This window comes from Azospirillum lipoferum (assembly GCF_024170005.1).
Taxonomy (GTDB): domain Bacteria; phylum Pseudomonadota; class Alphaproteobacteria; order Azospirillales; family Azospirillaceae; genus Azospirillum; species Azospirillum lipoferum.
Genome location: NZ_JALJXJ010000003.1, coordinates 322,790 through 344,396, shown reverse-complemented (window position 1 = coordinate 344,396; position 21,607 = coordinate 322,790). Strand labels below are relative to the sequence as shown.

Sequence of the window (21,607 nt, the reverse complement as noted above, 5' to 3'; positions counted from 1 at the left end):
GGCGGCGATGGCGCACTCCGATCACACCGACCGCCGGGAAAGCGTGGCGATCCATTGCGAGGCGACCAGCTTCGACCCTGACTCGGCAAGGCCGCTGACCTTCGCCGCCATCCGCATCCGCGGTCCCCGTATCCTGACCGGCAGTGCCCTGCTGCTCCATCCCGGCAGCGACACCGGAATGGCGGAGGCCGGCGACCTGCTGCACGCCTTCATTGGCGATCGGCCGCTGGTCGGCTATTACCTGGATTTTTCCGTCGCCATGGCGGAACGCCTGACCGGCCGTCCGCTGCCGGAGGAGCGGACGGAGGTGTCGAGCCTCTATTACGACCGCAAGATCCGCAGCCTGTCCAAACAGGCGGTGGATCTGCGGCTGGACAGTCTGGTCCGCGACCTCGACCTGCCGGTGCGGCCCGACGGTGCTCTCGGCATTGCGCTGACCGCCGCCATGGCGTGGCTGCGGCTGACCCAAAATGGACGCTGAAGGGGGGACGGGCGCTGAGGGATCAGAACCCGATCCGCTCCACCCCGACGCTGCGGTCGTGGGTCAGCGCCGGCACCATGCCGCGGGCTTCCGCGATGCGGTCGAGGTCGAGGTCGGCGGTGATGAAGCCGACGTCGGTTCCGGCATCGGCCAGCACCTCGCCCCACGGCGCGATCAGCAGGGAGTGGCCGTAGGTCTGGCGGCCCTGGTCGTGGCTGCCGGTCTGGGCCGGAGCGACGACGAAGCAGCCGGTCTCGATGGCGCGGGCGCGCAGCAGCGTGTGCCAGTGGGCGCGGCCGGTCGGCACGGTGAAGGCGGCCGGCACCGTCAGGATCGACGCCCCCGCCTGGGCCAGAGCCCGGTAGAGATAGGCGAAGCGCACGTCGTAGCAGACGGTCATGCCGATCCCACCCCAGGGGCTGGCCGCCACCACCGCCCGCTCGCCCGGCCGGAAGGTCGCCGATTCGCGGTAGGATTCGCCGTCCTTCAGCGTGACGTCGAACATGTGGATCTTGTCGTAGGAGGCGACGACCCGCCCCCCGGCATCGAACAGATAGCTGCGGTTGGCGGCGCGCCCGTCGTCGAGCAGGACATGCAGGGTGCCGCCCAGGATCCAGGCCCCGGTCTCCCGCGCCAGCCCGGCGAAGAAGGGGATGCCGGGATGTTCCGCCTCGCTGCGGACGCGCTGCATGGTCTTGTCGCGGCCCTGGACGATCCAGCCGACATTCTCCGGCAGGGCGATGAAGTCCGCCCCGGCGTCGCGGGCGCGGCGGACGAGGTCGCCCGCCGCCCGCAGGTTCGGCTCAAGCTCCGTGCCTGCATTCACCTGGACGCAGGCGGCCTTCAGCACACCGGTGCCGGTCGGACCCTCGCTCATGCGGCGATGCCGAGCAGCGGGTCGAGCTTTCCGGCGCGGTCCAGCGCGTGGATGTCGTCGCTGCCGCCATACGGCTTTCCGTCGATGAAGATCTGCGGGACGGTGGTCCGGCCCTGCGACCGCTCGATCATCTCGCTGCGGCGGCCCGGCTGGGCGTAGAGATCGATTTCCTCGTATTTCACGCCCTTGCCGTCGAGCAGGCTCTTGGCCCGCATGCAGTAGGGACAGAAGGGCGTGGTGTAGATGACGACGTCGGCCATGCCACTGGGCTCCTCTTGGACGTGGGGAAACTATAAGATCAACCCACAAGGGGCGCCAGACGTTGCGGCACGCGTGCAACGCCGGTCAGCATCGCCGGGCGCGGCCCTTTTCAAGCGTCAGCGGTGCACCACGCGCGCCAGCGTCAGCACGTCGACCCGGGCGGCCCCGGCGCGCAGCAGGATCCGGGCGCATTCCGCCAGCGTCGCCCCGGTGGTCATCACGTCATCGATCAGCACCAGCCGCTGACCGGTCACCTGGTCCTTCACCGACTGCCCCGGCCGCAGGCGGAAGGCGCCCTTGACGTTGCGGTGGCGTCCCTGGCGGTCGAGCCCGCCCTGGGTCGGGGTGGCCCGGTGGCGTTGCAGCAGGTCGGGGGTGACGGGAACGCCGCTGTGCCGTGACAGCGCCTGCGCCAGCAGGGCCGCCTGGTTGTAGCGGCGGCGGAACAGGCGGGCGCGGTGCAGCGGCACCGGCAGCAGCCGGTCGGCGTCCTCCAGCAGTTCCCGACCGGCCCGCGCCAGCCAGATGCCGTAGGATTTGGCGGCATGGATGCGGTCGCCATGCTTGAACCCAAGCACAAGCGGCCGGCTGCCGTCGTCATAGGCCAGGACGGCGCGGGCGCGGGCGAAGGGCGGCGGAGCGGCCAGACAGGCGCCGCACAGCGCACCCTCCTGCGCCTCATACTCGAAGGGAAGGCCGCAGCAGGCGCACAGCGGCGGGGCGATGAAGGTCAGCTTGACCCAGCAGGCGGCGCACAGGCCGCCCTGCCGGTCGACCGCCTCGCCGCAGCCGAGACAGCGCGGCGGCAGCAGCGCGTCCAGCAGCAGGCCCGCCGCCCCCGTGGCGATGCGGCCAAATCTGGCAAGCGGGGGAGGTGCCTGCATCGGCCGGCCCCGTCACTGCAGCATGGCGATGCGTTCGAAGATCACGCCGGTATAGTCGCGCAGCGCCAGATAGATCGCCGGGCCGGTGGCGAACAGGATCAACAGCGTCGCGAAGAACTTCACATCCTGCTGCAACGACGATTCGTTGATGTTGGTGGCACTCTGGAACAGCATCAGGCCGGCCGACAGCAATGCTGTGATGCCCAGCGTCGGCAGCGAGATCTTCAGGATGACCATCAGCGCTTCATGGCTGACGGCGATGGCTTCATCAATGCCCATTCCCTGGCTGTCCCGATGCAGAAGTGGTGGCGTGGAGAAGGTGGCTGGGCTGCGAGTGTAGCACGGTTGTCGCGCCGCCGGGCTGGGGTATAGTGCGGCCATGACAAGCCCCGACAGCATGACCGTCTTCGACCGTGCGCTCGTCCGCCGCCGCCGCGACCGCGCCGTCGCCGAATTCACCGACCACGCTTTCCTGTTCGAGGAGATCGCCGACCGCCTTGCCGACCGGCTGGAGGACGTGATCCGTCCATTCCCGCTGGCGCTCGACGTCGGCTGCCACGATGGGGCGATGGGCCGCATCCTGAAAGGCCGCAAGGGGATCGAACGGCTGGTCGCCTGCGACCTGTCGCCCGCCTTCGCCCGCGCCGCCGCCGGTCCCGGCAACCCCACCGTTGCTGCTGATGAAGAGTTCCTGCCCTTCGCGCCCGGCAGCTTCGATTTGGCGGTCAGCAATCTCAGCCTGCATTGGGTCAATGACCTGCCGGGTGCGCTGGTGCAGATCCGGCAGGCGCTGAAGCCCGACGGCTTCTTCTGCGCCTCCATGCTGGGCGGCCAGACGCTGGCCGAGCTGCGCCGCTGCCTGTACGAGGCGGAGATGGAGGTGTCGGGCGGCGTCTCCCCCCGCGTGTCGCCCTTCGCCGAGATCAAGGATGCCGGCGGGTTGCTGCAACGTGCCGGCTTCGCCCTGCCGGTGGTCGACAGCGACGTCATCACCGTCACCTATTCCGACGCCTTCGCCTTGATGCGCGAACTGCGCGGCATGGGCGAGACCAACACCGTGCTGGCCCGTCGCAAGGTTCCGGCAACCCGCAGCATGCTGTTCGACGCGGCCCGGCGCTATGCCGAACTCTATGCCGAGCCGGACGGGCGGATTCCGGTGACCTTCGAAGTGCTTTATCTCGCCGGCTGGTCGCCGCACGAGAGCCAGCAGCAGCCCTTGAAGCCCGGCAGCGGGCAGATTCCGCTGGGTGATGCGCTGAAGGGCGGCGGCTGCGGTATCCACTGAAGCAGGGTGAGAGGCTGGTTTACGCAACCAGCTTCCAGGCCATCCAGCCCAGCACCCCGGCGTTCACCAGCATGATCGCCGGGGCTATGCGGGCGACCGCGGTGCGCCAGGTGCGGCCGGCGATGTGGCCGGCCAAACCGACCGCCAGCAGGCTCGGCACCGTGCCGAGCGCGAAGGCCGCCATGCCGAATGCGCCGGTCAGGGCGCTGCCGCTCGCCGCCGCCACCGCGATGGCGCCATAGAGCATTCCGCAGGGAATGAAGCCCAGGGCCACCCCCAGCCCATAGCCGCGCCAGCCCGTCGGGTTGCCGAACAGCGGCCGGGCGAGGCCGGACACCCGATCCGCCCACCAGCGTTGTATGCCATGGCCGCCCAAAGGCGGCGCCTTCGGCAGCCAGGACAGGATGCCGCGCGCGGCATAGCCGAGGAAGAACAGCGCCGCCAGCGCCAGCAGCGCCACCGACAGCCAGCGCAGTCCCGGCAGCGCCCCGACATGGCCGGCGACCGAAGCCGACAGCGCGCCGACCAGCGCATAGGTCGTCGCCCGGCCGGCATGATAGGGCAGCACGGCCGCCCCGGTCAGGCGCCGGAACTCCGACATCGCCGACAGCGGCACCCGCTCCAGCCGTGCCGAAACCTGGGCCAGCACGAAGGGGCCGCACATACCCGCGCAATGGGTGGTGCCGCCGACCAGCCCGGCAGTCAGCAGGGCCAGCAGCAGCCCGCCGTCGCGATCGATGACCACGGCGCACTGGTTCAGTCCGGCATCCAGCAGCGACAGGGCGTCCAAGGCAGGGCCTCTCCGGTTCGGGAACTGGCGGCGATCTTAGGGGGGAGGGGAGGAGGCCCCAATGACGTGGGTCAATGGCGAAGCTGCGCGTCGGGATGTGGGGTTAAGCGACCAGGGGACTTTCAGCGCCGGTCGCTTAACCCCACGCCCTCATGCCAGCAGGCGGGCGATGGGCGGGCGGCTGGGGTGGAGGACGACGCCGTCATCGGCCGGTTCGACCTTCGCATCCGGATAGGCGGCCAGCGCATATTGCAGCGCCTGGACGAAGCGCGGCTTGAAATGCTTCATCTGGTCGTAACCGGCGCCGAACTGCGCATAGAGCGATGGCCAGGAGATCGGCTGCGGCCGGCTCAGCGAATGCAGCCGGTAGGCCAGCCAGACATACAGGTCCAGGCTCAGCGAACGGTCCTTCAACTGCCGCACCGCCTCTTCCAGCAGGGGAACCGGATGGTCGCGCAGGGCCTGGAAGAAGGTCTCGTCCAACTGGACCACGTCGTTCCACAGCGTGCCCTGGCGGTCGTCGCCGAGGGCGTCATGGAAGATCAGGCCACGCTTGACGATGCCGCCCTTCTCGAAGACGTCGGCATCCTCACCGTCCCAGAAGAACTTCAGCGAGCAGGCGGAGATGCGCAGCGACTGCTCGCGGAAGCCGCGGAAGGTCTCGCCCCCGACGCTGATGCCCATGCGGGTCAGCCAGTCGCGCATGGAACGGCCGAGTTCCACTTCACGGCGGCCGGTGCGCACGGCCTGGGTCTGCAGATAGATCAGGATCATCCGCGCCCGCGCGCCATAAGGCACGCCGAACAGCTTCATCTTGCCGTTCACCTTCAGCCGGCCCGGTTCGACCAGCAGCGTCACCTGATGGCCGCGCTTTTCCCAGGGCACGTCGTCGGCCAGCTTCTTGTGCGGCAGGCTGGTCAGGCAGAAGCCGCTGTAGGTGATGCCGAGATGCTGGTTCTCGTCCGCCAGGATGTCGGCGGCGATGTCCACCAACGTCCGCTCCTCCGGCCTGACCAGGGCGCGCGCCTTGTCCCGGCCATGTTCGATCACCAGCCTGTGTATGTCGCCCATCGCGCCCTCACCCAGATGTTGTGGCATCCTGGTGAGCGGCGGGCAGCGGAGTCAATGTGGGGTTAGGCGACCGTGCTAGTCGACGGTTAGTTGTTAGACTTATTAGTTGAGTCGCCGCTTGTCCCCATGGGGAAACCCCGAGTCGCGCCGCTTTTCCCCACGAATCCGCCGCTTTTCCCCACGGGGAACGGGGTGGACAACCGGGGCCGGTCGCTTTTCCCCACAGGCTGCGAGGGGCGACTCGCGGTGGTTGCGGAGGGACTCGGGAAAGTGGCCGGTCGCTTAACCCCACGCCCTTATGCCAGCAGGCGGGAGACCGGGTGGGGACCTGCCGGCTGCGATGCCCCCACCTATCCTCTCAATGGCTCATCAGTACCGGAACCGTCATGTGCTGCAGCATGAAGCGGGTCATGCCGCCCAGCACCAGTTCGCGGAAGCGCGAACGGCCGTAGGCGCCCATTACCAGCAGGTCACAGCTTTCGTCGGCAGCCATGTTCAGCAGGGTGTCGCCGGGCTCCACCACGTCGGTGGCGACATGGGTCGCTTCCACCCGGCAGCCGTGGCGGGACAGGTGGCGGGCGATGTCGGCGCAGGGCTCGTCACCCAGCCCATTGGGACCGGGCTTCGGGTTGGCGGCCATCACCACGACGCGCTTGGCGGTGGTCAGCAGGGGCAGGGCGTCGCCGACGGCGCGCGCCGCCTCGCGGCTGCCGTTCCAGCCGACCAGCACCCGCTCGCCGATGCTGGAGAAGCGGCCGGCATAGGGCACGACCAGAAGCGGCCGGCCGCATTCGAACAGCAGGTCGGCCGGCTGGGCGATGGGCTGGTCGCGGTCGCGGTCCGGATCGGGCTGGCCCACCATGACCAGATCGGCGTAACGGCCGCGCACTGCGGTGGTGATGGTCGGATCGCCTTCCTGTGCCAGCCATTCGGACCGGTCGGTCAGGCCGTGATGGCGCATGACGTCGTCGAAAGCCGCCTGCATCCGGTCCGTCTGGTCCTTGCGGCTCTGGCGGCGGCTTTCGCGCAATTCCTGCGGAAATTCGGCTTCGATGTAGCCGGGCAACACCATATCGGTGAAGGCATAGAGCGCGGTCAGGTGCGCATCGCACCGTGCCGCGAGCCGTGCCGCAAGGTCGAGACGCGCTGCTGACGCGGGCGTATCATCGACGACGACCAGGAAATCCTTGAGAGCCATGGCGTGGTTCCTGCCCAAAATGGTGGTCGTTGCCCCTCGTTGGGGGAATCGGGGATTTACGGTCAGGGCGGCGCCGGGGCTGGCCGGGCGACTCCTCAGCTTCGTTGGCCCCACTTCTATTGGCAGTATAAATCCGCGCCCGTCCGCCGATGCCTTTCCATTACAGGGCACAGCCATGCCTTTGCCGCGTTCCTGCACTGCACAAGACAGATCGTTGGCCGAACTTTCGATCACGAGTGCAATCGCAGGCCGCAGGCCGATCGGCAAAAACGAAGAGGTTTCCTTTATTCGCGCAAGGAGGAACAGAAAATCGGGATTGTACGTTCAGCGATGGTGCAACCCGCGCTTGAATGAATACTATGATATGCTCATGCATATGCAGCCGTGTTTCCGTTGAACCGGCTGTAGAAACGTTCAAGCTCTGTTGCACTATGGCCGCTTTGGTTTTGACGGGCGGGTGACACTTCGCGTAAGTGTTGGGTATCGATTTCCTGATGAGTACCCCGCTCTATCCTCGCCATGAGTCCTGATCCCCGAATCACCGCCCTGGCCGACGCTTTATCGGGTGCCGTATCCGGCGCGCCGGGGCTCGATGCCCTGCGTCAGATTCTCGACGCCATGACGGTGAAGGTGGCGTTGATGGACCCGCAGCGGCGGCACATCTACGCCAACCGCGCGTATCTGGAGATGATGGGGACGACGCTGGAAAAGGCGGTCGGCACCACCATCGGCGACCTGCTGGGGCCGGATCAGCTGCGCAACACCGTCGGGGCGGCCGAACGCGCCCTGGCCGGGGAGACGGTGCAGACGGAAGGCTGGATCACCCAGGCCGACGGCTTGCAGCGCTACGTGACGCGGCTGCATGCGCCGCACCGGGCGGAAGACGGCGCCATCACCGGCTATTTCGTCATCCTGCAGGACATGACCGAACGCCGGCAGGTGCAGGACGACCTGTTCCGTCTCGCTTATTACGACCCGGTGACCGGGCTGGCCAACCGCCTGATGCTGCTGAAGCACATGGCGGACTACCGCAACATGGGCGAGCCTTTCACGCTCGTCATCCTGGACATCGACCGTTTCGCCGAAATCCGCAGCAGCATGGGGCAGGGCTTCGCCAATGAGGTGCTGGACGGTCTGGCCCAGCGGATGGCAGCGCAGGCCGCCGCCTTCGACCTGATCGCCCGGGTCAGCGACCATGCCTTCGCCATGCTGGCCGGCGGTTCCTGCGACCGGCCGGCGCTGGAAAGTGCCATTGAGGAACTGGCGGCGGTGGTGCGCTCCGCCCGGTCCAGTTCCGGCGGCACGGTGTTCCTGTCCGCCAGCATCGGCGTCGCCGTGGCGTCGCCGACCCACGAGCGTCCCGACGACGTTCTGCGCGATGCCGAGATCGCCACCGCCCGCGCCCGCGAACAAGGCGGTGGGCGGCAGGCCTGGTTCGACCCGGCGATGCATTCCCATGTGGTCGAGCAGGTGCGGCTGGAACACGACCTGCGCAGCGCGCTGGACAGCGGCAGCGACCTGTGGGTCGCCTACCAGCCGATCGTGGAGATGGTGACCGGCGGGCTGGCAGGGTTCGAGGCGCTGATGCGCTGGAACCACCCGGAGCGCGGCAACATCCCGCCCGGCATCTTCATACCGATCGCCGAGAGCACGGGCCTCGTCGTGTCGCTCGGCACCTGGGTGCTGCGGCAGGCCTGCCTGCAGATCGCCGAGTGGCAGGACCGCCGCGAGCCGGGTTCCGCCCCGCTGTTCATGAGCATCAACCTGTCCACCCACCAGCTGTCCGATCCCAACTTCGTCCAGGTCGTGCGCGAGGTCCTGCGCGAGACCGGGGTGGAGCCGTCCTGGATCAAGCTGGAGCTGACGGAAAGCGCCGTCATGGACAAGGCGGAACAGTCGATCCGCCTGCTGCGCGATCTGCGGGCGCTGGGCATCAAGCTGTCGATCGACGATTTCGGCACCGGCTATTCGTCGCTGTCCTATCTGCACAAGCTGCCGATCGACAGCCTGAAGGTCGACCGTTCCTTCGTCTCGGCCATGCACCAATCGGAGGAAAACCGCGCGATCGTCCGCATCATCATGGATCTGGCGCGCCTGCTCGGCTTCGACGTCATCGCCGAAGGCATCGAGACCAGCGCCGACGCCAACCTGCTGCGGGCGCTGGCCTGCGACTACGGCCAGGGCTACCACTTCGCCCGCCCGCTGCCGTCGGCAGAGGCGGGCAAGCTGGTGGGCGGGGAATTGCCGTGGCAGATGCCGCGGTGAGGGTGGCGGTTTAAGGCTTCGGCGTCAGCCCCCCACCACTCCCAAACCTCACTTCCCCCGAACGAACTTCGGCGTCCCCGCCACGCTGGGCAGCAGGCGGATGGCATAGGGGCTGGTGCGCATCTGTGCCACGGCCTGGGCCGGGCCGGGCACCATCTCGTGATAGCCGACGATCAGGTCGGCGCCCTTCTGCTGCACGCTGTCGACGGTGACGCCGTAGCCGGCGCTGTCGCGCGGCCCCAGGAATACCGCCACCGCCATCCGCCCGCCGGGCAGGGAGGACGGGGCCGGCTCGCCGACCCTGGCCCACAATGCCGACCATTCGCCGGAGTCGCGGGCGACGACATAGGCGCGCTCGGCGGCGCTGCTGTGATCGCCCTGCCAAACGGTGCCGGCCTCCGCCTGCGTCGGCAGCAGGTTGCCGTCGGCACGATCGTTGCCGCTCTGGCAGGAGGCCAGCAGAAGGACTGGGACGAACAGCAGCGGGATCAGATGCGGGATCGGACGGGGAGGGGACGGCAGCTTCATGGGACGGTCAGGCGCTCCGCGGCAGGATCGTCTCGACCAGCGACGCCCAATAGCTGGCGCCAGTGGTCAGGATCGCGTCGTTGAAGTCGTAATGCGGGTTGTGCAGGCGGCAGGAGGGACCGCGATGGCCGCCATGGCCGAGCCAGATGTAGGCGCCCGGCCGTTCCTTCAGCATATAGCCGAAATCCTCCGCCGCCATCGTCGGTGGCGGCGCCCAGACAACGTTTTCCTCGCCCACCACCCTGGCGGCGGCGCTTGCGGCGATGCGCGCCTCCGGCTCGCTGTTGATGGTGGCGGGATAGCCGGGGCGGAAGCGCAACTCTGCCTTGGCGCCCAGACCTTCGGCGATGCTGGAGACGAGGCGGCCGAACTGCTCCTGGATGCGGCGGTGGTTCTCTTCCGAGAAAGTGCGCATGGTGCCCAGCATCCGTGCGCTGTCGGGAATGACGTTGGCTGCGGTTCCGGCCTCCACCACCGTGATCGACACCACGGCGCTCTCGGCCGGGTTGGTCCCGCGGCTGACCAGGCTCTGCGCCGCGGTGATGATGTGGGCCGACACCAGCACCGGGTCGATGCCGCGGTGGGGCATGGCGGCGTGGGCGCCGTGGCCGGTCACATGGATTTCGAACTGGTTGGCCGCCGCCATCACCGGGCCGGGATGGACGGCGATCTGGCCGGCCGGCAACTCCGGCCAATTGTGCAGGCCATAGACCTGCTCGCAGTCGAACTGCCGGAACAGCCCGTCGTCGATCATCCGCTTGGCGCCGCCCAAGCCCTCTTCGGCAGGCTGGAAGATGAAGTGGACGGTGCCGTCGAAGTTGCGGGTCTCCGCCAGATAACGGGCGGCCCCCAGCAGCATGGTGGTGTGTCCGTCATGGCCGCAGGCGTGCATCTTGCCGGCATGGCGCGAGGCATGGTCGAAGTCGTTGGCCTCCGGCATCGGCAGCGCGTCCATGTCGGCGCGCAACCCGATGGCTCGCCCGCTGCCGGTGCCGAGCCCCGTCAGCGTGCCGACGACGCCGGTCCCGCCCAGGCCGCGATGCACGGTGATGCCGAATTCCGCCAGCTTCGCGGCGACGATGTCGGAGGTGCGCTTTTCCTCGAACCCCAGCTCCGGGTGGGCGTGGATGTCGCGCCGCCACACGGTCATGTCGTCCTGGAAGGCGGCGATGCGGTTGTTGATCGGCATGTCTCTAACGTCTGGTTGGAACGGCCGGATGGCGTTCGGGGAGAACTGAAGGAGGAAGGCGGCGGATTGTCGACATGGGGCATTCAGCCGGAAGTGGCCAGATCGGGGATCGCCATGCCGCGCTGGACCGCCGGCCTCGCAGCGACGGCGTCGTGCCAGCGCTTCAGGTTGGGAAAACGCTCCAGCAGCCCGCCGCCCGCCACCGCCGCGGCGGCGATGAAGGGGAAACAGGCGATATCGGCGATGGAGTAGGAGGCGCCCGCCAGATACTCCGCCATGCCCAGGCGCTCCTCCAGCGCTGCATAGCAGCGCATCAGCTCGCCCTTGTACAGGTCGATGGCGTGGGGGATGCGGTCAGGGGAGCGGGCGGCGAAGCGCTGCATGTCGATGGCGGTGGGGCCGAGGTCGCTGATGCCCAGCATGAACCAGCTCATCGCCTCCGCCCGCTCGTCCTCGTCCTCGGGCAGCAGCCGGCCGGTGCGCTCGGCGAAATGCAGCAGGATGGCGCCGGAGCCGAACAGGCGCCGCACCCGGCCGCCCGGCAGCTCTTCCACCAGCGCCGGAATCTTGGTGATCGGGCTGACCGCCAGGAAGTCCGGCCGCTTGTTCTCGCCGGCGGCCAGATCGACGCGGTGGACGGTATAGGGCAGTCCCAACTCCTCCAGCAGGATGGAGGCCTTGCGTCCGTTGGGCGTGGGGAAGCTGTAGAGCGTGAGCATGCCGTGACGATCCCTGCGCTCCGTCCGGGGCCGGGTTCCCCGGGAGCGATGCCGCCAGTCTGGCCGATTTGCGCGGCGAACGCCAGCGACAGCGCTCTCGATTTGGCAGGGGTCAGAACAGGGAGGCGCAGCCGTCCGGCTTCACGATCCTTGTTGCCGAAGGCGGGTTGGCTGCCAGCTTCGCCGCCGGACGGATCGGCCGCCGCACCAGTTCGCCCCCGCAATTCGGGCAGCGCTCCCCCGGTAGCCGGGCGCGGCAGCCGGCGCAGAAGGTGCATTCGAAGGAGCAGATATAGGCATCCGGCGCGTCGGGCGGCAGGTCGCGGTTGCAGCATTCGCAGTTGGGGCGCAGCTCCAGCATGGCGTGGTCTCCGGTTCGGGGATATGCCAGGGAGGATAGCGGGCTTCGCTTGCCAGGGTGAGTGGCGTAGATGCCGATGACCGTTAAGATACTGCCAAAGCGATGCACCCTTCCCGGAGAGAGGCTACATCATCTCTGCCCGGCGGCCGAACAGGGCGCGCAGCTTGCGGCCGATGGCGCCGCCCAGCATGCCATGGCCGCTGCCGGCCTTTGGGAACCAGCCGGGATCGTCGGTCTGGAAGCGGCGGACGACATGGACGAAGGCGTCGACCACGTCGGGGTCGAAGTCGCGGCCCGACCGTTCGACGATCCAGGATATCGCGTCTTCCACCGCCCAGGCGCTGCGGTACTGGCGGCTGGTGATCAGCGCGTCGAACACGTCGGCCACCGCCATGATGCGGGCACCGATCGGAATGGCGTTGCCGCGCAGCCCCTCCTGATACCCCGATCCGTCATAGCGTTCGTGGTGGTAGCGCGCGATCTCCGCCGCGATGGACAGCAGTGACCGGCCGCGCAGCGGCACCGCCGCCTCGGCCAGGATGCGGTGGCCGATCTCGGTGTGGCGCTGGATCATCTGCATGTCGATGCCGGTCAGCTCGCCGGGCATGCCCAGCGTCTCGTCCGACACGCTCAGCATGCCGACGTCGTGCAGCAGGGCTGCCAGCCCGACCTTCTCGACGAAATCGGCGTCCAGCTCGTCCCGGAACTTCTCGCGCTGGTGCAGCTCTCGGGCGATGGAACCCACCAGCTTCTCGATGCGCTGAAGATGGCCGGTGGCGGCGTTGTCCTTGTATTCGGCCAGGGCACCCATCGCGAGGACCGTCGCCTTCTGCGAGGTGTTCAGTTCCTCGATCAGCAGGGCGTTCTCGAAGGCGATGGAGCATTTGTTGCGGAACAGCTCCATCAGCTGCCATTCGCGGGCGGTGCCATCGTTGCGGCCCTCGACATAGATCATGCCGGTGATGCCGCCGTTGGCGCGCAGGCGCAGCGCGCAGAAATCCGGCTCGATGATCGTCTCGCTGCTGGGCGACAGCCGTTCCAGCGCCGCCTCCACCCGCGGTTCGCCGAGGTCCGCGACCTCGACATCCCTCCACCTGGCGAAGCGGCCGGTGGAGGCGCGCACCCGGATCTTGCGGTCGCGCGGCAGCGTGTCGCCCTGGATGCACAGCAGCGCATGGTGGCCGATGCCGAGCAGCCCGACCACACGCGGCAGGATGTTGGGGAACAGCACGTCGGGCGTGCGCATCTCCAGCAGGCCGGTGGTGGCGACCAGCATGCGGGCCAGCCCCTTGCGGCCTGCCGCCAGCGCCTGGAGGCTGGCAAAGGTGCGCAGCTGCCCGGCGACCGCGGTGCGCAGCGCGCGCGGCGTCAACTCCGCCTTCACCCGCCAGTCGCCGACGTCGTTGACGGCAATGGCCTCGTCCTCGGTTCCGGTCTCCTCGTCTTCGGTCCCGGCCTCCCGATCGCCGGTGCAGACCAGAATGCGGGTGCGCTGATTGCCCAGTTCGCGACGCAGATAGGCCACCAGCTCCAGCCCTGCCTTCGGGCCTTCCAGCGCGGTTTCCAGCAGGATCAGGGCGGTGTCGGGATGGCGCTGCAGGGCGGCACGCGCCTCGGCGGCGGAGGTGGCGCCGGTCAGCTCGACCCCGGCGCCGTCGATGGACAGCCCGTTCAGTGCCGACCGGGCCGTGGCCAGCAGCGACGGATCGGGATCGACGACCAGAACCTTGAATGGTGGTTTGGCAACCGGACCGGCCATCTCCGGCCGTGCATCGTCGTGGAGCATGGCATTCCCAGCGGTTGCGCGTGCATGGTGCGCGTCCGGTAAAGTAATCCCATCGGACGATTCGTTCAACCGGCGACAAGTGCCGCCAATGCCTTCGACGGGAGCAGGCTTGAATAGCTTGGCCATGCCGGCTCCCGTCGCGTTCATGCCGGGCTCAGATATAGCGGGAACCCCGCGGTTAGGCCCGCGACAAGCTTATGGCCCCCCATCATCCCAAAGGGTGTCGGAATGTCACGCGGCGGGCAGGGCAGGCCGTGAGAAGCGAGGCTGTGAGAAACGACCCTGACCCGCCCCGGCGGCCTTGGAATGGTCAGTCCGTTTGGGGTAGTGTCCGCCCGCACCCCACGGACCAACAACGAGCAGACGCAAGACCGATGTTGCCTCCCAACGCCGTCCGCCGATTTGCCGGGGCCGTCTTTGCCGGTTCTGTCGTCTCTTCCATTCTCGCCGCCGGCTTTCTGGCCGCCGGTGTGACAGCCGCGCCGGCTGCCGCGGCCGACCCGCGCCATCTCGGCACCTTCAAGGACTGGAACGCCTTCCTGTTCGAGGAGAAGGGCCAGAAGGTGTGCTACATGTCCAGCCAGCCCAAGAAGTCGGAGCCGAAGGCGAAGCGCGGCGACATCTACACGCTGGTCACCCACCGCCCGGCGGAAAAGGCCCTGGACGTCGTCAGCATCATCGTCGGCTATCCGTTCAAGAAGGGCAGCGAGGCCGAGGTCAGCATCGACGGCAAGGACTTCAAGCTGTTCACCGATGGCGAGACCGCCTGGGCCCGCGATGCCGACGCCGACCGCGCCGTGTCCACGGCGCTGCGCAACGGCAAGCAGATGGTGGTGAAGGGCGTGTCCGGCCGCGGCACCAAGACGACCGACACCTACAGCCTGGCCGGCGTCGGGCAGGCCTATGATGCCATCAACGAGGCCTGCGGCGTGAAGCGCTGATCGCCGCAGCGCTTTACTCGGTCTTTTTCCCTTCGAGTCTTTTGACTCCGCGCGCGCATGGCCCTATGTAATGGGGCCATGAGCGCCTCCAATCATGCTTCCGCCTTCGTTCTGCCGGCGACCGATGCCGACGGACGCAAGAACCTTGTCGGCCTGTCCCGCGAAGAGCTGGAAGCCGAGATGCTGTCGGTCGGCCTGGAAAAGTTCCGGGCACGCCAGCTCTGGCACTGGATCTACCACCGCGGCTCCACCGATTTCGCCGAGATGACCACGCTGGCCAAGCCGGTGCGGGAAAAGCTGGCCGATGCCTACATCGTGGCGCGGCCGACGGTGGTGAAGGACCTGAAGTCGGCGGACGGCACCCGCAAGTGGCTGCTGCGCATGCCCGACGGGCAGGAGGTGGAGAGCGTCCACATCCCCGAGGAGGATCGCGGCACGCTCTGCGTCTCTTCCCAGGTCGGCTGCACCCTGACCTGCCGCTTCTGCCACACCGGCACGCAACGCTTGGTGCGCAACCTGGATTCGGCCGAGATCGTGGCGCAGGTGATGCTGGCGCGCGACATGCTGGGCGAATGGCCGGCGCCGCCCGACGGGCGCATGCTGTCCAACATCGTCATGATGGGCATGGGCGAGCCGCTGTTCAATTACGACAACGTCGCCAAGGCGCTGAAGATCGTGATGGACGGCGACGGCATCTCGATCTCCAAGCGTCGCATCACGCTATCGACCTCCGGCGTCGTGCCGATGATGGAGCGTTGCGGCCAGGAGCTGAACGTGAATCTCGCGGTCAGCCTGCATGCGGTGACCGACGAACTGCGCGACATCATCATGCCCATCAACCGCAAATACCCGCTGCGGGATCTGATGGAGGCCTGCCGCAATTACCCCGGCCTGTCCAACGCGCGGCGCATCACCTTCGAATATGTGATGCTGAAGGGGATCAACGACACGCCGGCCGACGCCCGGGCGCTGGTCAAGCTGCTGGAGGGCGTTCCGGCCAAGATCAACCTGATCCCCTTCAACGAATGGCCGGGGGCCCCCTATGAGCGGTCGACCGCGCGGGCGATCCAGGTCTTCGGCGACATCGTCAACAATGCCGGCTATGCCAGCCCGGTCCGCACCCCGCGCGGCGAGGACATCATGGCCGCCTGCGGCCAGCTGAAGAGCGCCAGCCTGCGCATGACCGCCGCCGAACGCGCCGCCATCGCCGCGGTCATCGCGGAGAAGGACGCGGCCCTGGCGTCGTAAGGGCGGCTTCCCGACAGCGCGGCACCCCGGGAATTGCGGAGGGTGCCGTGCTGTGACAGGGTGTCGGCACCTCCGCCAACCAGAACCGGCCTACGCATCGGCATGCCCGCCCCCATCGAGGACATCATCGCCAAGGCGATCAAGGACGCCGACAAGTCCTTCTTCAACGAGGATTACGCCAAGCAGGCGAAGGCGGTGACCGCCGCCTTGAAGAAGGCGGGGTACGAGGTGGCGCCGCTGAAGCCGCCGCCGGGGCTGGTCGAATGGGCCAAGGACAACATTCCGTTCGGCCGTCTTCGTCCGACTGAACTGATTACGCAGATGTACTCGATGATGGTCGAGAACGTGCGGCGCTTCGACAAGTAGCGGGACCCCAAGCGCGACAGCCTCCGACTGCCCGCTTTCGCTGGTATTACCACAGGACCGGAAGGCCGTTTCTTTTCAGCCACTTCCCGCGCTGCGCCAAAATCGTCACACCAGCACTTTCGGCCACCCCCCGCCGTTGACTCGGATGCTGCGGGAGCGTAATTCATTGCGCCAACCAATAGGACGGGACAGCCGTCCCAAAAGGGCACGCACCACCCAGCCGCCGCGGCAATCGTCATGTTGCGCCGCGTCCGGCCGCGAACAGAGGACGACGCAATGGCAAACGGCAGCGGTCGGCCGCTCTCCCCGCACCTTCAAGTCTACAAACTCCCGTTGACGGCAGTCATGTCCATCACGCACCGCATCACGGGCGTCGGGCTGGCTGTGGGCACGCTTCTGCTGGTCTGGTGGCTGGTCGCCGCCGCTGCCGGTCCGCAAGCGTTCGCGCGCGCGCAGGGCTTCATCGGCTCCTTCTTCGGCCTGCTGCTGATGTTCGGCTGGTCGGCGGCGCTGTACTACCACCTGTGCAACGGCATCCGCCATCTGGTCTGGGACGCCGGCAAGTCGTTCGAACTGACCGATGCCGACCGCAACAACAAGGTCGTCCTCGTCGCGACGGCGGTGCTGACCGTGCTGACCTGGATCGTCGGCCTGGCCGTGTGGTGAGGAGATAAGACATGGCGTCCAATAGCAAGACCCTCCGCTCGCCGCTGCAGGTCGCGCGCGGTCTGGGTTCCGCCAAGCACGGCACCGAACACTGGTGGTCGCAGCGCCTGACCGCGATCGCGCTCGTCCCGCTGACCGTGTGGTTCGTCTTCGGCGTCATCGGCCATCTGGGTGCCGATCATGCCGGGTTCGTCGCCTGGATGAAGTCGCCCTTCTCGGCCGTGATGATGATCCTCACCGCCGTGGTCACCTTCCACCACGCCCAGTCCGGGCTTCAGGTGGTCATCGAGGACTACGTGCATGCCGAATGGCAGAAGATGGCGCTGATCATCGGCGTCAAGTTCCTGTCCTTCGCCCTGGCGGCCGCCTGCGTGCTGGCCGTCGTGAAGATCTTCATCGGAGCCTGACGACCATGGCGACCGCCTACAACATCATCGACCACACCTATGACGTCGTCGTCGTCGGCGCCGGCGGCGCCGGTCTGCGCGCCACCTTCGGCATGGCCGAAAAGGGCCTGAAGACCGCCTGCATCACCAAGGTGTTCCCGACCCGCTCCCACACCGTGGCGGCGCAGGGCGGCATCTCGGCCGCTCTCGGCAACATGGGCGAGGACGACTGGCGCTACCACATGTACGACACCGTCAAGGGGTCGGACTGGCTGGGCGACCAGGACGCTATCGAGTACATGTGCCGCGAGGCCATCCCGGCGATCATCGAGCTGGAGCATTACGGCGTGCCCTTCTCGCGCACGCCGGAAGGCAAGATCTACCAGCGCGCCTTCGGCGGCATGACCGCGCAGTACGGCAAGACCCAGGCCTACCGCACCTGCGCCGCCGCCGACCGCACCGGCCACGCCATCCTGCACACCCTCTATCAGCAGTCGCTGAAGCACGAGGCGGAGTTCTTCGTCGAATACTTCGCGCTCGACCTCATCATGGAGGACGGCGTCTGCAAGGGCGTGCTGGCCTGGAACCTGGACGACGGCACGCTGCACCGCTTCCGCGGCCAGCTGGTGGTGCTGGCGACCGGCGGCTACGGCCGCGCCTACTTCTCGGCGACCTCGGCCCACACCTGCACCGGCGACGGCGGCGGCATGATCCTGCGCGCCGGCCTGCCCCTGCAGGACATGGAGTTCGTGCAGTTCCACCCGACCGGCATCTACGGCTCCGGCTGCCTCATCACCGAGGGTGTGCGCGGCGAGGGCGGCTATCTGACCAACTCCAACGGCGAGCGCTTCATGGAGCGCTATGCCCCGTCGGCCAAGGATCTGGCGTCGCGCGACGTCGTGTCCCGCTCGATGACCATCGAGATCCGCGAAGGCCGCGGCGTGGGTGAGCATAAGGATCACATCCACCTGCACCTGGAGCATCTGCCGCCCGAGATCATCCACCAGCGCCTGCCCGGCATCGCCGAGACGGCCAAGATCTTCGCCGGCGTGGACGTGACCAAGGAGCCGATCCCGGTTCTGCCGACCGTCCACTACAACATGGGCGGCATCCCGACCAACGTTCACTGCGAGGTGCTGTCGCCGACCGCCGGGAACCCGGACCAGGTGGTCCCGGGCCTGATGGCCATCGGCGAGGCGGCCTGCGTCTCGGTCCACGGCGCCAACCGCCTGGGCTCCAACTCGCTGCTCGATCTGGTGGTGTTCGGCCGTGCGGCCGCCATCCGCGCCGCCGAGATCGTCCAGCCGGGCAAGGCTCCGTCGGTCAAGCCGGACAGCTGCGACAAGGCGCTGGAGCGGTTCGACCGCATCCGTAACGCCAAGGGCTCGATCAAGTCGGCCGACCTGCGGCTGGAGATGCAGAGGACGATGCAGAACAACTGCGCCGTCTTCCGCACCGGCGAGGTCCTGGACGAAGGCGTCAAGAAGATCGACGCGGTCTATGCCAAGAAGGGCGAGATCGCCATTTCCGACCGCTCGCTGGTCTGGAACTCCGATCTGGTCGAGGCGCTGGAACTGGATAACCTGCTGGGTCAGGCGGTCGCCACCCTGCATTCCGCCCAGAACCGTCCGGAGAGCCGCGGCGCCCATGCCCGTGAGGACTATCCGAACCGCGACGACGAAGGCTGGATGAAGCACACCGTCATCTGGGTCGCGGACAACGGCGAGACGAAGATCGATTACCGCCCGGTCCACATGTACACCCTGACCGACGAGGTCGAGGTCTTCCCGCCCAAGGCCCGTGTGTACTAAGGCCCGCCGGATAAAGGAAATCAGCCATGGTTGAATTCAACCTGCCAGCCAACTCCAAGGTCGGCGTCGGCAAGACCGTCAACGTCGCGAACGGCGCCAAGCGGGCCAAGACCTTCAAGATCTACCGCTGGAACCCGGACGACGGCCAGAACCCGCGCGTCGACAGCTATGTGGTCGACCTCGACAAGTTCGGGCCGATGATCCTGGACGCGATCATCTACATCAAGAATCAGGTCGACAGCACACTGACCTTCCGGCGGTCCTGCCGCGAGGGCATCTGCGGGTCGTGCGCGATGAACATCGACGGCACGAACACGCTGGCCTGCCTGAAGGCGATCGAGGACGTGCCCGGCGACGTCAAGATCTACCCGCTGCCGCACATGCCGGTGGTGAAGGATCTGGTCCCCGACCTGAAGCACATCTACGCCCAGCTCGCCTCGATCAAGCCGTGGCTGCAGTCGCAGTCCCCGGCCCCGAGCCGCGAGCGCCTGCAGTCGCCGGAGGACCGCGCCAAGCTGGACGGCCTCTACGAGTGCATCCTGTGCTTCTGCTGCTCGACCTCCTGCCCCAGCTACTGGTGGAACGGCGACCGTTACCTCGGCCCGTCGATCCTGCTCCAGGCCTATCGCTGGATCGCCGACAGCCGCGACGAGATGACGGGCGAGCGCCTCGACAACCTCGAGGACCCGTTCCGCCTCTATCGCTGCCACACCATCATGAACTGCACCAAGGCGTGCCCGAAGGGTCTTAATCCCGCCAAGGCCATCGCCGAGATCAAGAAGCTGATGGTTGCCCGCCGCTGATCGCTGACAGCGCTCGCGACACGGAAAAGGCGCCCCCTCGGGGGCGCCTTTTTCATTTTGGGCCATCGGACCGATGTTCAGACGAAATCCGGGTCGGTCGGCCGCGACGGCGGCAGGTCGTTGCCGGGGACCGGGCTGTCGGTGGTGCCGGGGCCGCCGGGGTCGGGCAAATCCGGGTTGTCGGTGCCCGGCAGATCGGTGCCGGGAATGTCCTCGTGCGGACCTGGGAAAGGGTTCGGCGGGGCGGCGCCGAGGCCGGGATCGGTGATCGGCATGGGATGGTCTCCCTCTGTCGGTTGCTCGCTCTCCCATATCAACGGCCGAATCCGCAATCCGCTCCCTCGCACGGGACGATTGCGTGCGCACCGGTTGACCGGCGGCAGGGAGGGGGTATGCTCTTCGGGAGATCACCAACGACGACGAACCACCAATGGACGGCGCGAACCGGCGTCGCCCAGCGGGAGAACACATTTCTATCCAAGGGAAGGACCAATCATGGGCGGCATGGCAGGCCAAGCGTGGAACTGGATCCAGGGCGAGTGGGTGGAGGGCAATCCACCGATCGTCGGACCGCTGTCCCACACGCTGTGGCTCTCTTCGACGGTCTTCGACGGCGCCCGCGCCTTCCAGGGCGTGGCTCCCGACCTCGACCTGCATTGCGCCCGCGCCATCCGCTCGGCTCAGGTGATGGGGCTGGAGCCGATGGTCACCGCCGGCGAGATCGAAGAACTGTGCTGGGACGGCATCCGCCGCTTCCCCAAGGAAGCGGAGCTGTACATCCGCCCGATGTTCTACGCCGATGACGGCTTCGTCGCCCCGGCGCCGGAAAGCACGCGCTTCGTCCTGTCGATCTACGAGGACCCGCTGCCGAAGCCGACCGGCTTCGCCGCCTGCATCTCCACGCGCCGGCGTCCGATCCCGACCATGGCTCCGACCGAGGCGAAGGCCGCCTGTCTCTATCCCAACGCCGGCTTGGCGTTGACCGAGGCGCGCAAGCGCGGTTTCCAGAACGCCATCATGCTGGATGCCATCGGCAACGTTGCGGAGTTCGCCACCTCCAACATCTTCATCGCCAAGGACGGCGTGGTGCGCACCCCGGTGCCGAACGGCTGTTTCCTGAACGGCATCACCCGCCAGCGCGTCATCGCCCTGCTGCGCAACGACGGCGTGACGGTGGAGGAATGCACCCTGACCCCGCAGGACGTGCTGGAAGCCGACGAGGTCTTCTCCACCGGCAACCACGCCAAATGCGTGCCGGTGATCAAGGTGGAGGACCGCAATCTCGCGGCGGGACCGCTGTTCCAGCGGGCGCGGGCGCTCTATTGGGAATACGCGTTCCGCTGATCGAGCAGCGCCACCGCCGCCCGGCGGTGATGGGCCAGCGTGGCGGCCAGACGGGTCAGCCACGCATCGCTCCGGCATGCCGCGGCAGTCAGTACGCCGCGGCGCCGGGCGGCGGCGAACCGCGCTTCGGCCGCGAGCGTGCTGTGTTGGCGGAGCGTTGCCGCGTGTTTGATGGCGTTGGCGCGACCCGGACCGCCGAGCAGGGTGACGCGAAGCTCCTGCTTCGGCGGCTTGGCGTCATGGGTGCGGTGAAGGCTGTCCAGGCGAGCGGCTTGATCCATGGATGGACGATAGCGTCTGCCGGGGTGGTCGGTAAAGGTAAATTTTCCTAGGACCGCGCGCCGGGC

Annotated in this window: 25 protein-coding genes; 11 read left to right on the top strand and 14 right to left on the bottom strand. The window is 67.6% G+C overall.

Annotated features, from left to right (window positions below):
* Positions 1-7: 7 nt before the first annotated feature.
* Positions 8-481: a 3'-5' exonuclease family protein gene (locus J2848_RS09045; RefSeq protein ID WP_149229338.1), complete on the top strand. Its 474-nt coding sequence runs from the start codon at positions 8-10 to the stop codon at positions 479-481.
* A gap of 22 nt (positions 482-503) precedes the next feature.
* Here the strand turns inward: J2848_RS09045 and J2848_RS09040 are convergent, their stop codons facing one another.
* The 4 genes from J2848_RS09040 to J2848_RS09025 all read right to left on the bottom strand — a co-directional run bounded on the left by J2848_RS09040 (position 504) and on the right by J2848_RS09025 (position 2,782).
* Positions 504-1,358 (bottom strand): carbon-nitrogen hydrolase family protein, encoded by an 855-nt coding sequence (locus J2848_RS09040; protein ID WP_149229339.1) that lies wholly within the window; start codon positions 1,356-1,358, stop codon positions 504-506.
* Positions 1,355-1,618 carry a glutaredoxin 3 gene (grxC, locus tag J2848_RS09035; protein WP_149229340.1) on the bottom strand — a complete coding sequence of 88 codons (264 nt, stop codon included), beginning with the start codon at positions 1,616-1,618 and terminating at the stop codon, positions 1,355-1,357. The genes J2848_RS09040 and grxC overlap by 4 nt, the downstream gene beginning before the upstream one ends.
* A 117-nt stretch (positions 1,619-1,735) precedes the next feature.
* Complete coding sequence (locus J2848_RS09030) at positions 1,736-2,503, bottom strand: ComF family protein (RefSeq protein WP_149229341.1); 768 nt, start codon at positions 2,501-2,503, stop codon at positions 1,736-1,738.
* A 12-nt stretch (positions 2,504-2,515) separates the two neighbouring features.
* Positions 2,516-2,782 carry a flagellar biosynthetic protein FliQ gene (locus J2848_RS09025; RefSeq protein ID WP_149229342.1) on the bottom strand — a complete coding sequence of 89 codons (267 nt, stop codon included), beginning with the start codon at positions 2,780-2,782 and terminating at the stop codon, positions 2,516-2,518.
* Between the two features lie 100 nt (positions 2,783-2,882).
* Between J2848_RS09025 and J2848_RS09020 the strand changes: the two genes are divergently transcribed.
* The gene (locus tag J2848_RS09020; protein WP_149229343.1) at positions 2,883-3,788 is read left to right on the top strand and encodes a methyltransferase domain-containing protein; all 906 of its coding nucleotides are present in this window, start codon (positions 2,883-2,885) and stop codon (positions 3,786-3,788) included.
* Positions 3,789-3,807: 19 nt separating this feature from the next.
* Here J2848_RS09020 and J2848_RS09015 read toward each other — a convergent pair whose 3' ends face one another.
* The 3 genes from J2848_RS09015 to J2848_RS09005 form a co-directional block, all read right to left on the bottom strand.
* Complete coding sequence (locus J2848_RS09015) at positions 3,808-4,578, bottom strand: sulfite exporter TauE/SafE family protein (protein ID WP_149229344.1); 771 nt, start codon at positions 4,576-4,578, stop codon at positions 3,808-3,810.
* A 150-nt stretch (positions 4,579-4,728) separates the two neighbouring features.
* The gene (locus J2848_RS09010) at positions 4,729-5,649 is read right to left on the bottom strand and encodes a replication protein RepA (RefSeq protein ID WP_149229345.1); all 921 of its coding nucleotides are present in this window, start codon (positions 5,647-5,649) and stop codon (positions 4,729-4,731) included.
* A gap of 358 nt (positions 5,650-6,007) precedes the next feature.
* Positions 6,008-6,847 carry a universal stress protein gene (locus J2848_RS09005; protein ID WP_149229346.1) on the bottom strand — a complete coding sequence of 280 codons (840 nt, stop codon included), beginning with the start codon at positions 6,845-6,847 and terminating at the stop codon, positions 6,008-6,010.
* A gap of 519 nt (positions 6,848-7,366) precedes the next feature.
* On the opposite strand from J2848_RS09005, the gene J2848_RS09000 reads away from it, so the two are divergent.
* A complete protein-coding gene (locus tag J2848_RS09000) occupies positions 7,367-9,112 on the top strand; it encodes a putative bifunctional diguanylate cyclase/phosphodiesterase (protein ID WP_149229347.1) in 1,746 nt (581 codons plus the stop codon).
* A 48-nt stretch (positions 9,113-9,160) separates the two neighbouring features.
* Here J2848_RS09000 and J2848_RS08995 read toward each other — a convergent pair whose 3' ends face one another.
* The 5 genes from J2848_RS08995 to J2848_RS08975 form a co-directional block, all read right to left on the bottom strand.
* Positions 9,161-9,640, bottom strand: a complete 480-nt coding sequence (locus J2848_RS08995) for a protease complex subunit PrcB family protein (protein WP_149229348.1) — start codon at positions 9,638-9,640, stop codon at positions 9,161-9,163.
* Between the two features lie 7 nt (positions 9,641-9,647).
* On the bottom strand, positions 9,648-10,829 hold the full coding sequence (locus tag J2848_RS08990) for a M20 aminoacylase family protein (protein WP_149229349.1): 1,182 nt from the start codon (positions 10,827-10,829) through the stop codon (positions 9,648-9,650).
* A gap of 83 nt (positions 10,830-10,912) precedes the next feature.
* Positions 10,913-11,548: a glutathione S-transferase family protein gene (locus J2848_RS08985; RefSeq protein WP_149229350.1), complete on the bottom strand. Its 636-nt coding sequence runs from the start codon at positions 11,546-11,548 to the stop codon at positions 10,913-10,915.
* Positions 11,549-11,660: 112 nt separating this feature from the next.
* Positions 11,661-11,909, bottom strand: a complete 249-nt coding sequence (locus tag J2848_RS08980; protein ID WP_149229351.1) for a DUF1272 domain-containing protein — start codon at positions 11,907-11,909, stop codon at positions 11,661-11,663.
* A gap of 124 nt (positions 11,910-12,033) precedes the next feature.
* On the bottom strand, positions 12,034-13,695 hold the full coding sequence (locus J2848_RS08975; RefSeq protein WP_149229352.1) for an HD-GYP domain-containing protein: 1,662 nt from the start codon (positions 13,693-13,695) through the stop codon (positions 12,034-12,036).
* A 374-nt stretch (positions 13,696-14,069) separates the two neighbouring features.
* Here J2848_RS08975 and J2848_RS08970 point away from each other — a divergent pair, with 374 nt between their 5' ends.
* The 7 genes from J2848_RS08970 (at position 14,070) to J2848_RS08940 (ending at position 19,916) form a co-directional block, all read left to right on the top strand.
* Positions 14,070-14,636 carry an invasion associated locus B family protein gene (locus tag J2848_RS08970; RefSeq protein WP_149229353.1) on the top strand — a complete coding sequence of 189 codons (567 nt, stop codon included), beginning with the start codon at positions 14,070-14,072 and terminating at the stop codon, positions 14,634-14,636.
* Between the two features lie 78 nt (positions 14,637-14,714).
* Positions 14,715-15,884 (top strand): dual-specificity RNA methyltransferase RlmN, encoded by a 1,170-nt coding sequence (gene rlmN, locus J2848_RS08965; protein WP_109443471.1) that lies wholly within the window; start codon positions 14,715-14,717, stop codon positions 15,882-15,884.
* A 102-nt stretch (positions 15,885-15,986) separates the two neighbouring features.
* Positions 15,987-16,250, top strand: a complete 264-nt coding sequence (locus tag J2848_RS08960; protein ID WP_063635482.1) for a hypothetical protein — start codon at positions 15,987-15,989, stop codon at positions 16,248-16,250.
* A gap of 276 nt (positions 16,251-16,526) precedes the next feature.
* Positions 16,527-16,916 (top strand): succinate dehydrogenase, cytochrome b556 subunit, encoded by a 390-nt coding sequence (gene sdhC, locus J2848_RS08955; RefSeq protein WP_149229354.1) that lies wholly within the window; start codon positions 16,527-16,529, stop codon positions 16,914-16,916.
* Between the two features lie 11 nt (positions 16,917-16,927).
* A complete protein-coding gene (gene sdhD / locus J2848_RS08950) occupies positions 16,928-17,323 on the top strand; it encodes a succinate dehydrogenase, hydrophobic membrane anchor protein (protein ID WP_149229355.1) in 396 nt (131 codons plus the stop codon).
* 5 nt (positions 17,324-17,328) lie between these two features.
* A complete protein-coding gene (sdhA, locus tag J2848_RS08945; RefSeq protein WP_149229356.1) occupies positions 17,329-19,113 on the top strand; it encodes a succinate dehydrogenase flavoprotein subunit in 1,785 nt (594 codons plus the stop codon).
* Between the two features lie 26 nt (positions 19,114-19,139).
* Entirely contained in the window at positions 19,140-19,916 is a 777-nt protein-coding gene (locus tag J2848_RS08940; protein WP_109443469.1) for a succinate dehydrogenase iron-sulfur subunit, read from the top strand.
* Positions 19,917-19,993: 77 nt separating this feature from the next.
* Here J2848_RS08940 and J2848_RS08935 read toward each other — a convergent pair whose 3' ends face one another.
* Positions 19,994-20,191 carry a hypothetical protein gene (locus J2848_RS08935; protein ID WP_149229357.1) on the bottom strand — a complete coding sequence of 66 codons (198 nt, stop codon included), beginning with the start codon at positions 20,189-20,191 and terminating at the stop codon, positions 19,994-19,996.
* A gap of 220 nt (positions 20,192-20,411) precedes the next feature.
* Between J2848_RS08935 and J2848_RS08930 the strand changes: the two genes are divergently transcribed.
* Positions 20,412-21,260 carry a branched-chain amino acid aminotransferase gene (locus J2848_RS08930; protein WP_149229358.1) on the top strand — a complete coding sequence of 283 codons (849 nt, stop codon included), beginning with the start codon at positions 20,412-20,414 and terminating at the stop codon, positions 21,258-21,260.
* Here the strand turns inward: J2848_RS08930 and J2848_RS08925 are convergent.
* Positions 21,236-21,541, bottom strand: coding sequence for a hypothetical protein (locus J2848_RS08925; RefSeq protein WP_149229359.1), 306 nt, complete (start codon positions 21,539-21,541; stop codon positions 21,236-21,238). The two genes, J2848_RS08930 and J2848_RS08925, sit on opposite strands and share 25 nt — an antisense overlap.
* Between the last annotated feature and the right edge of the window lie 66 nt (positions 21,542-21,607).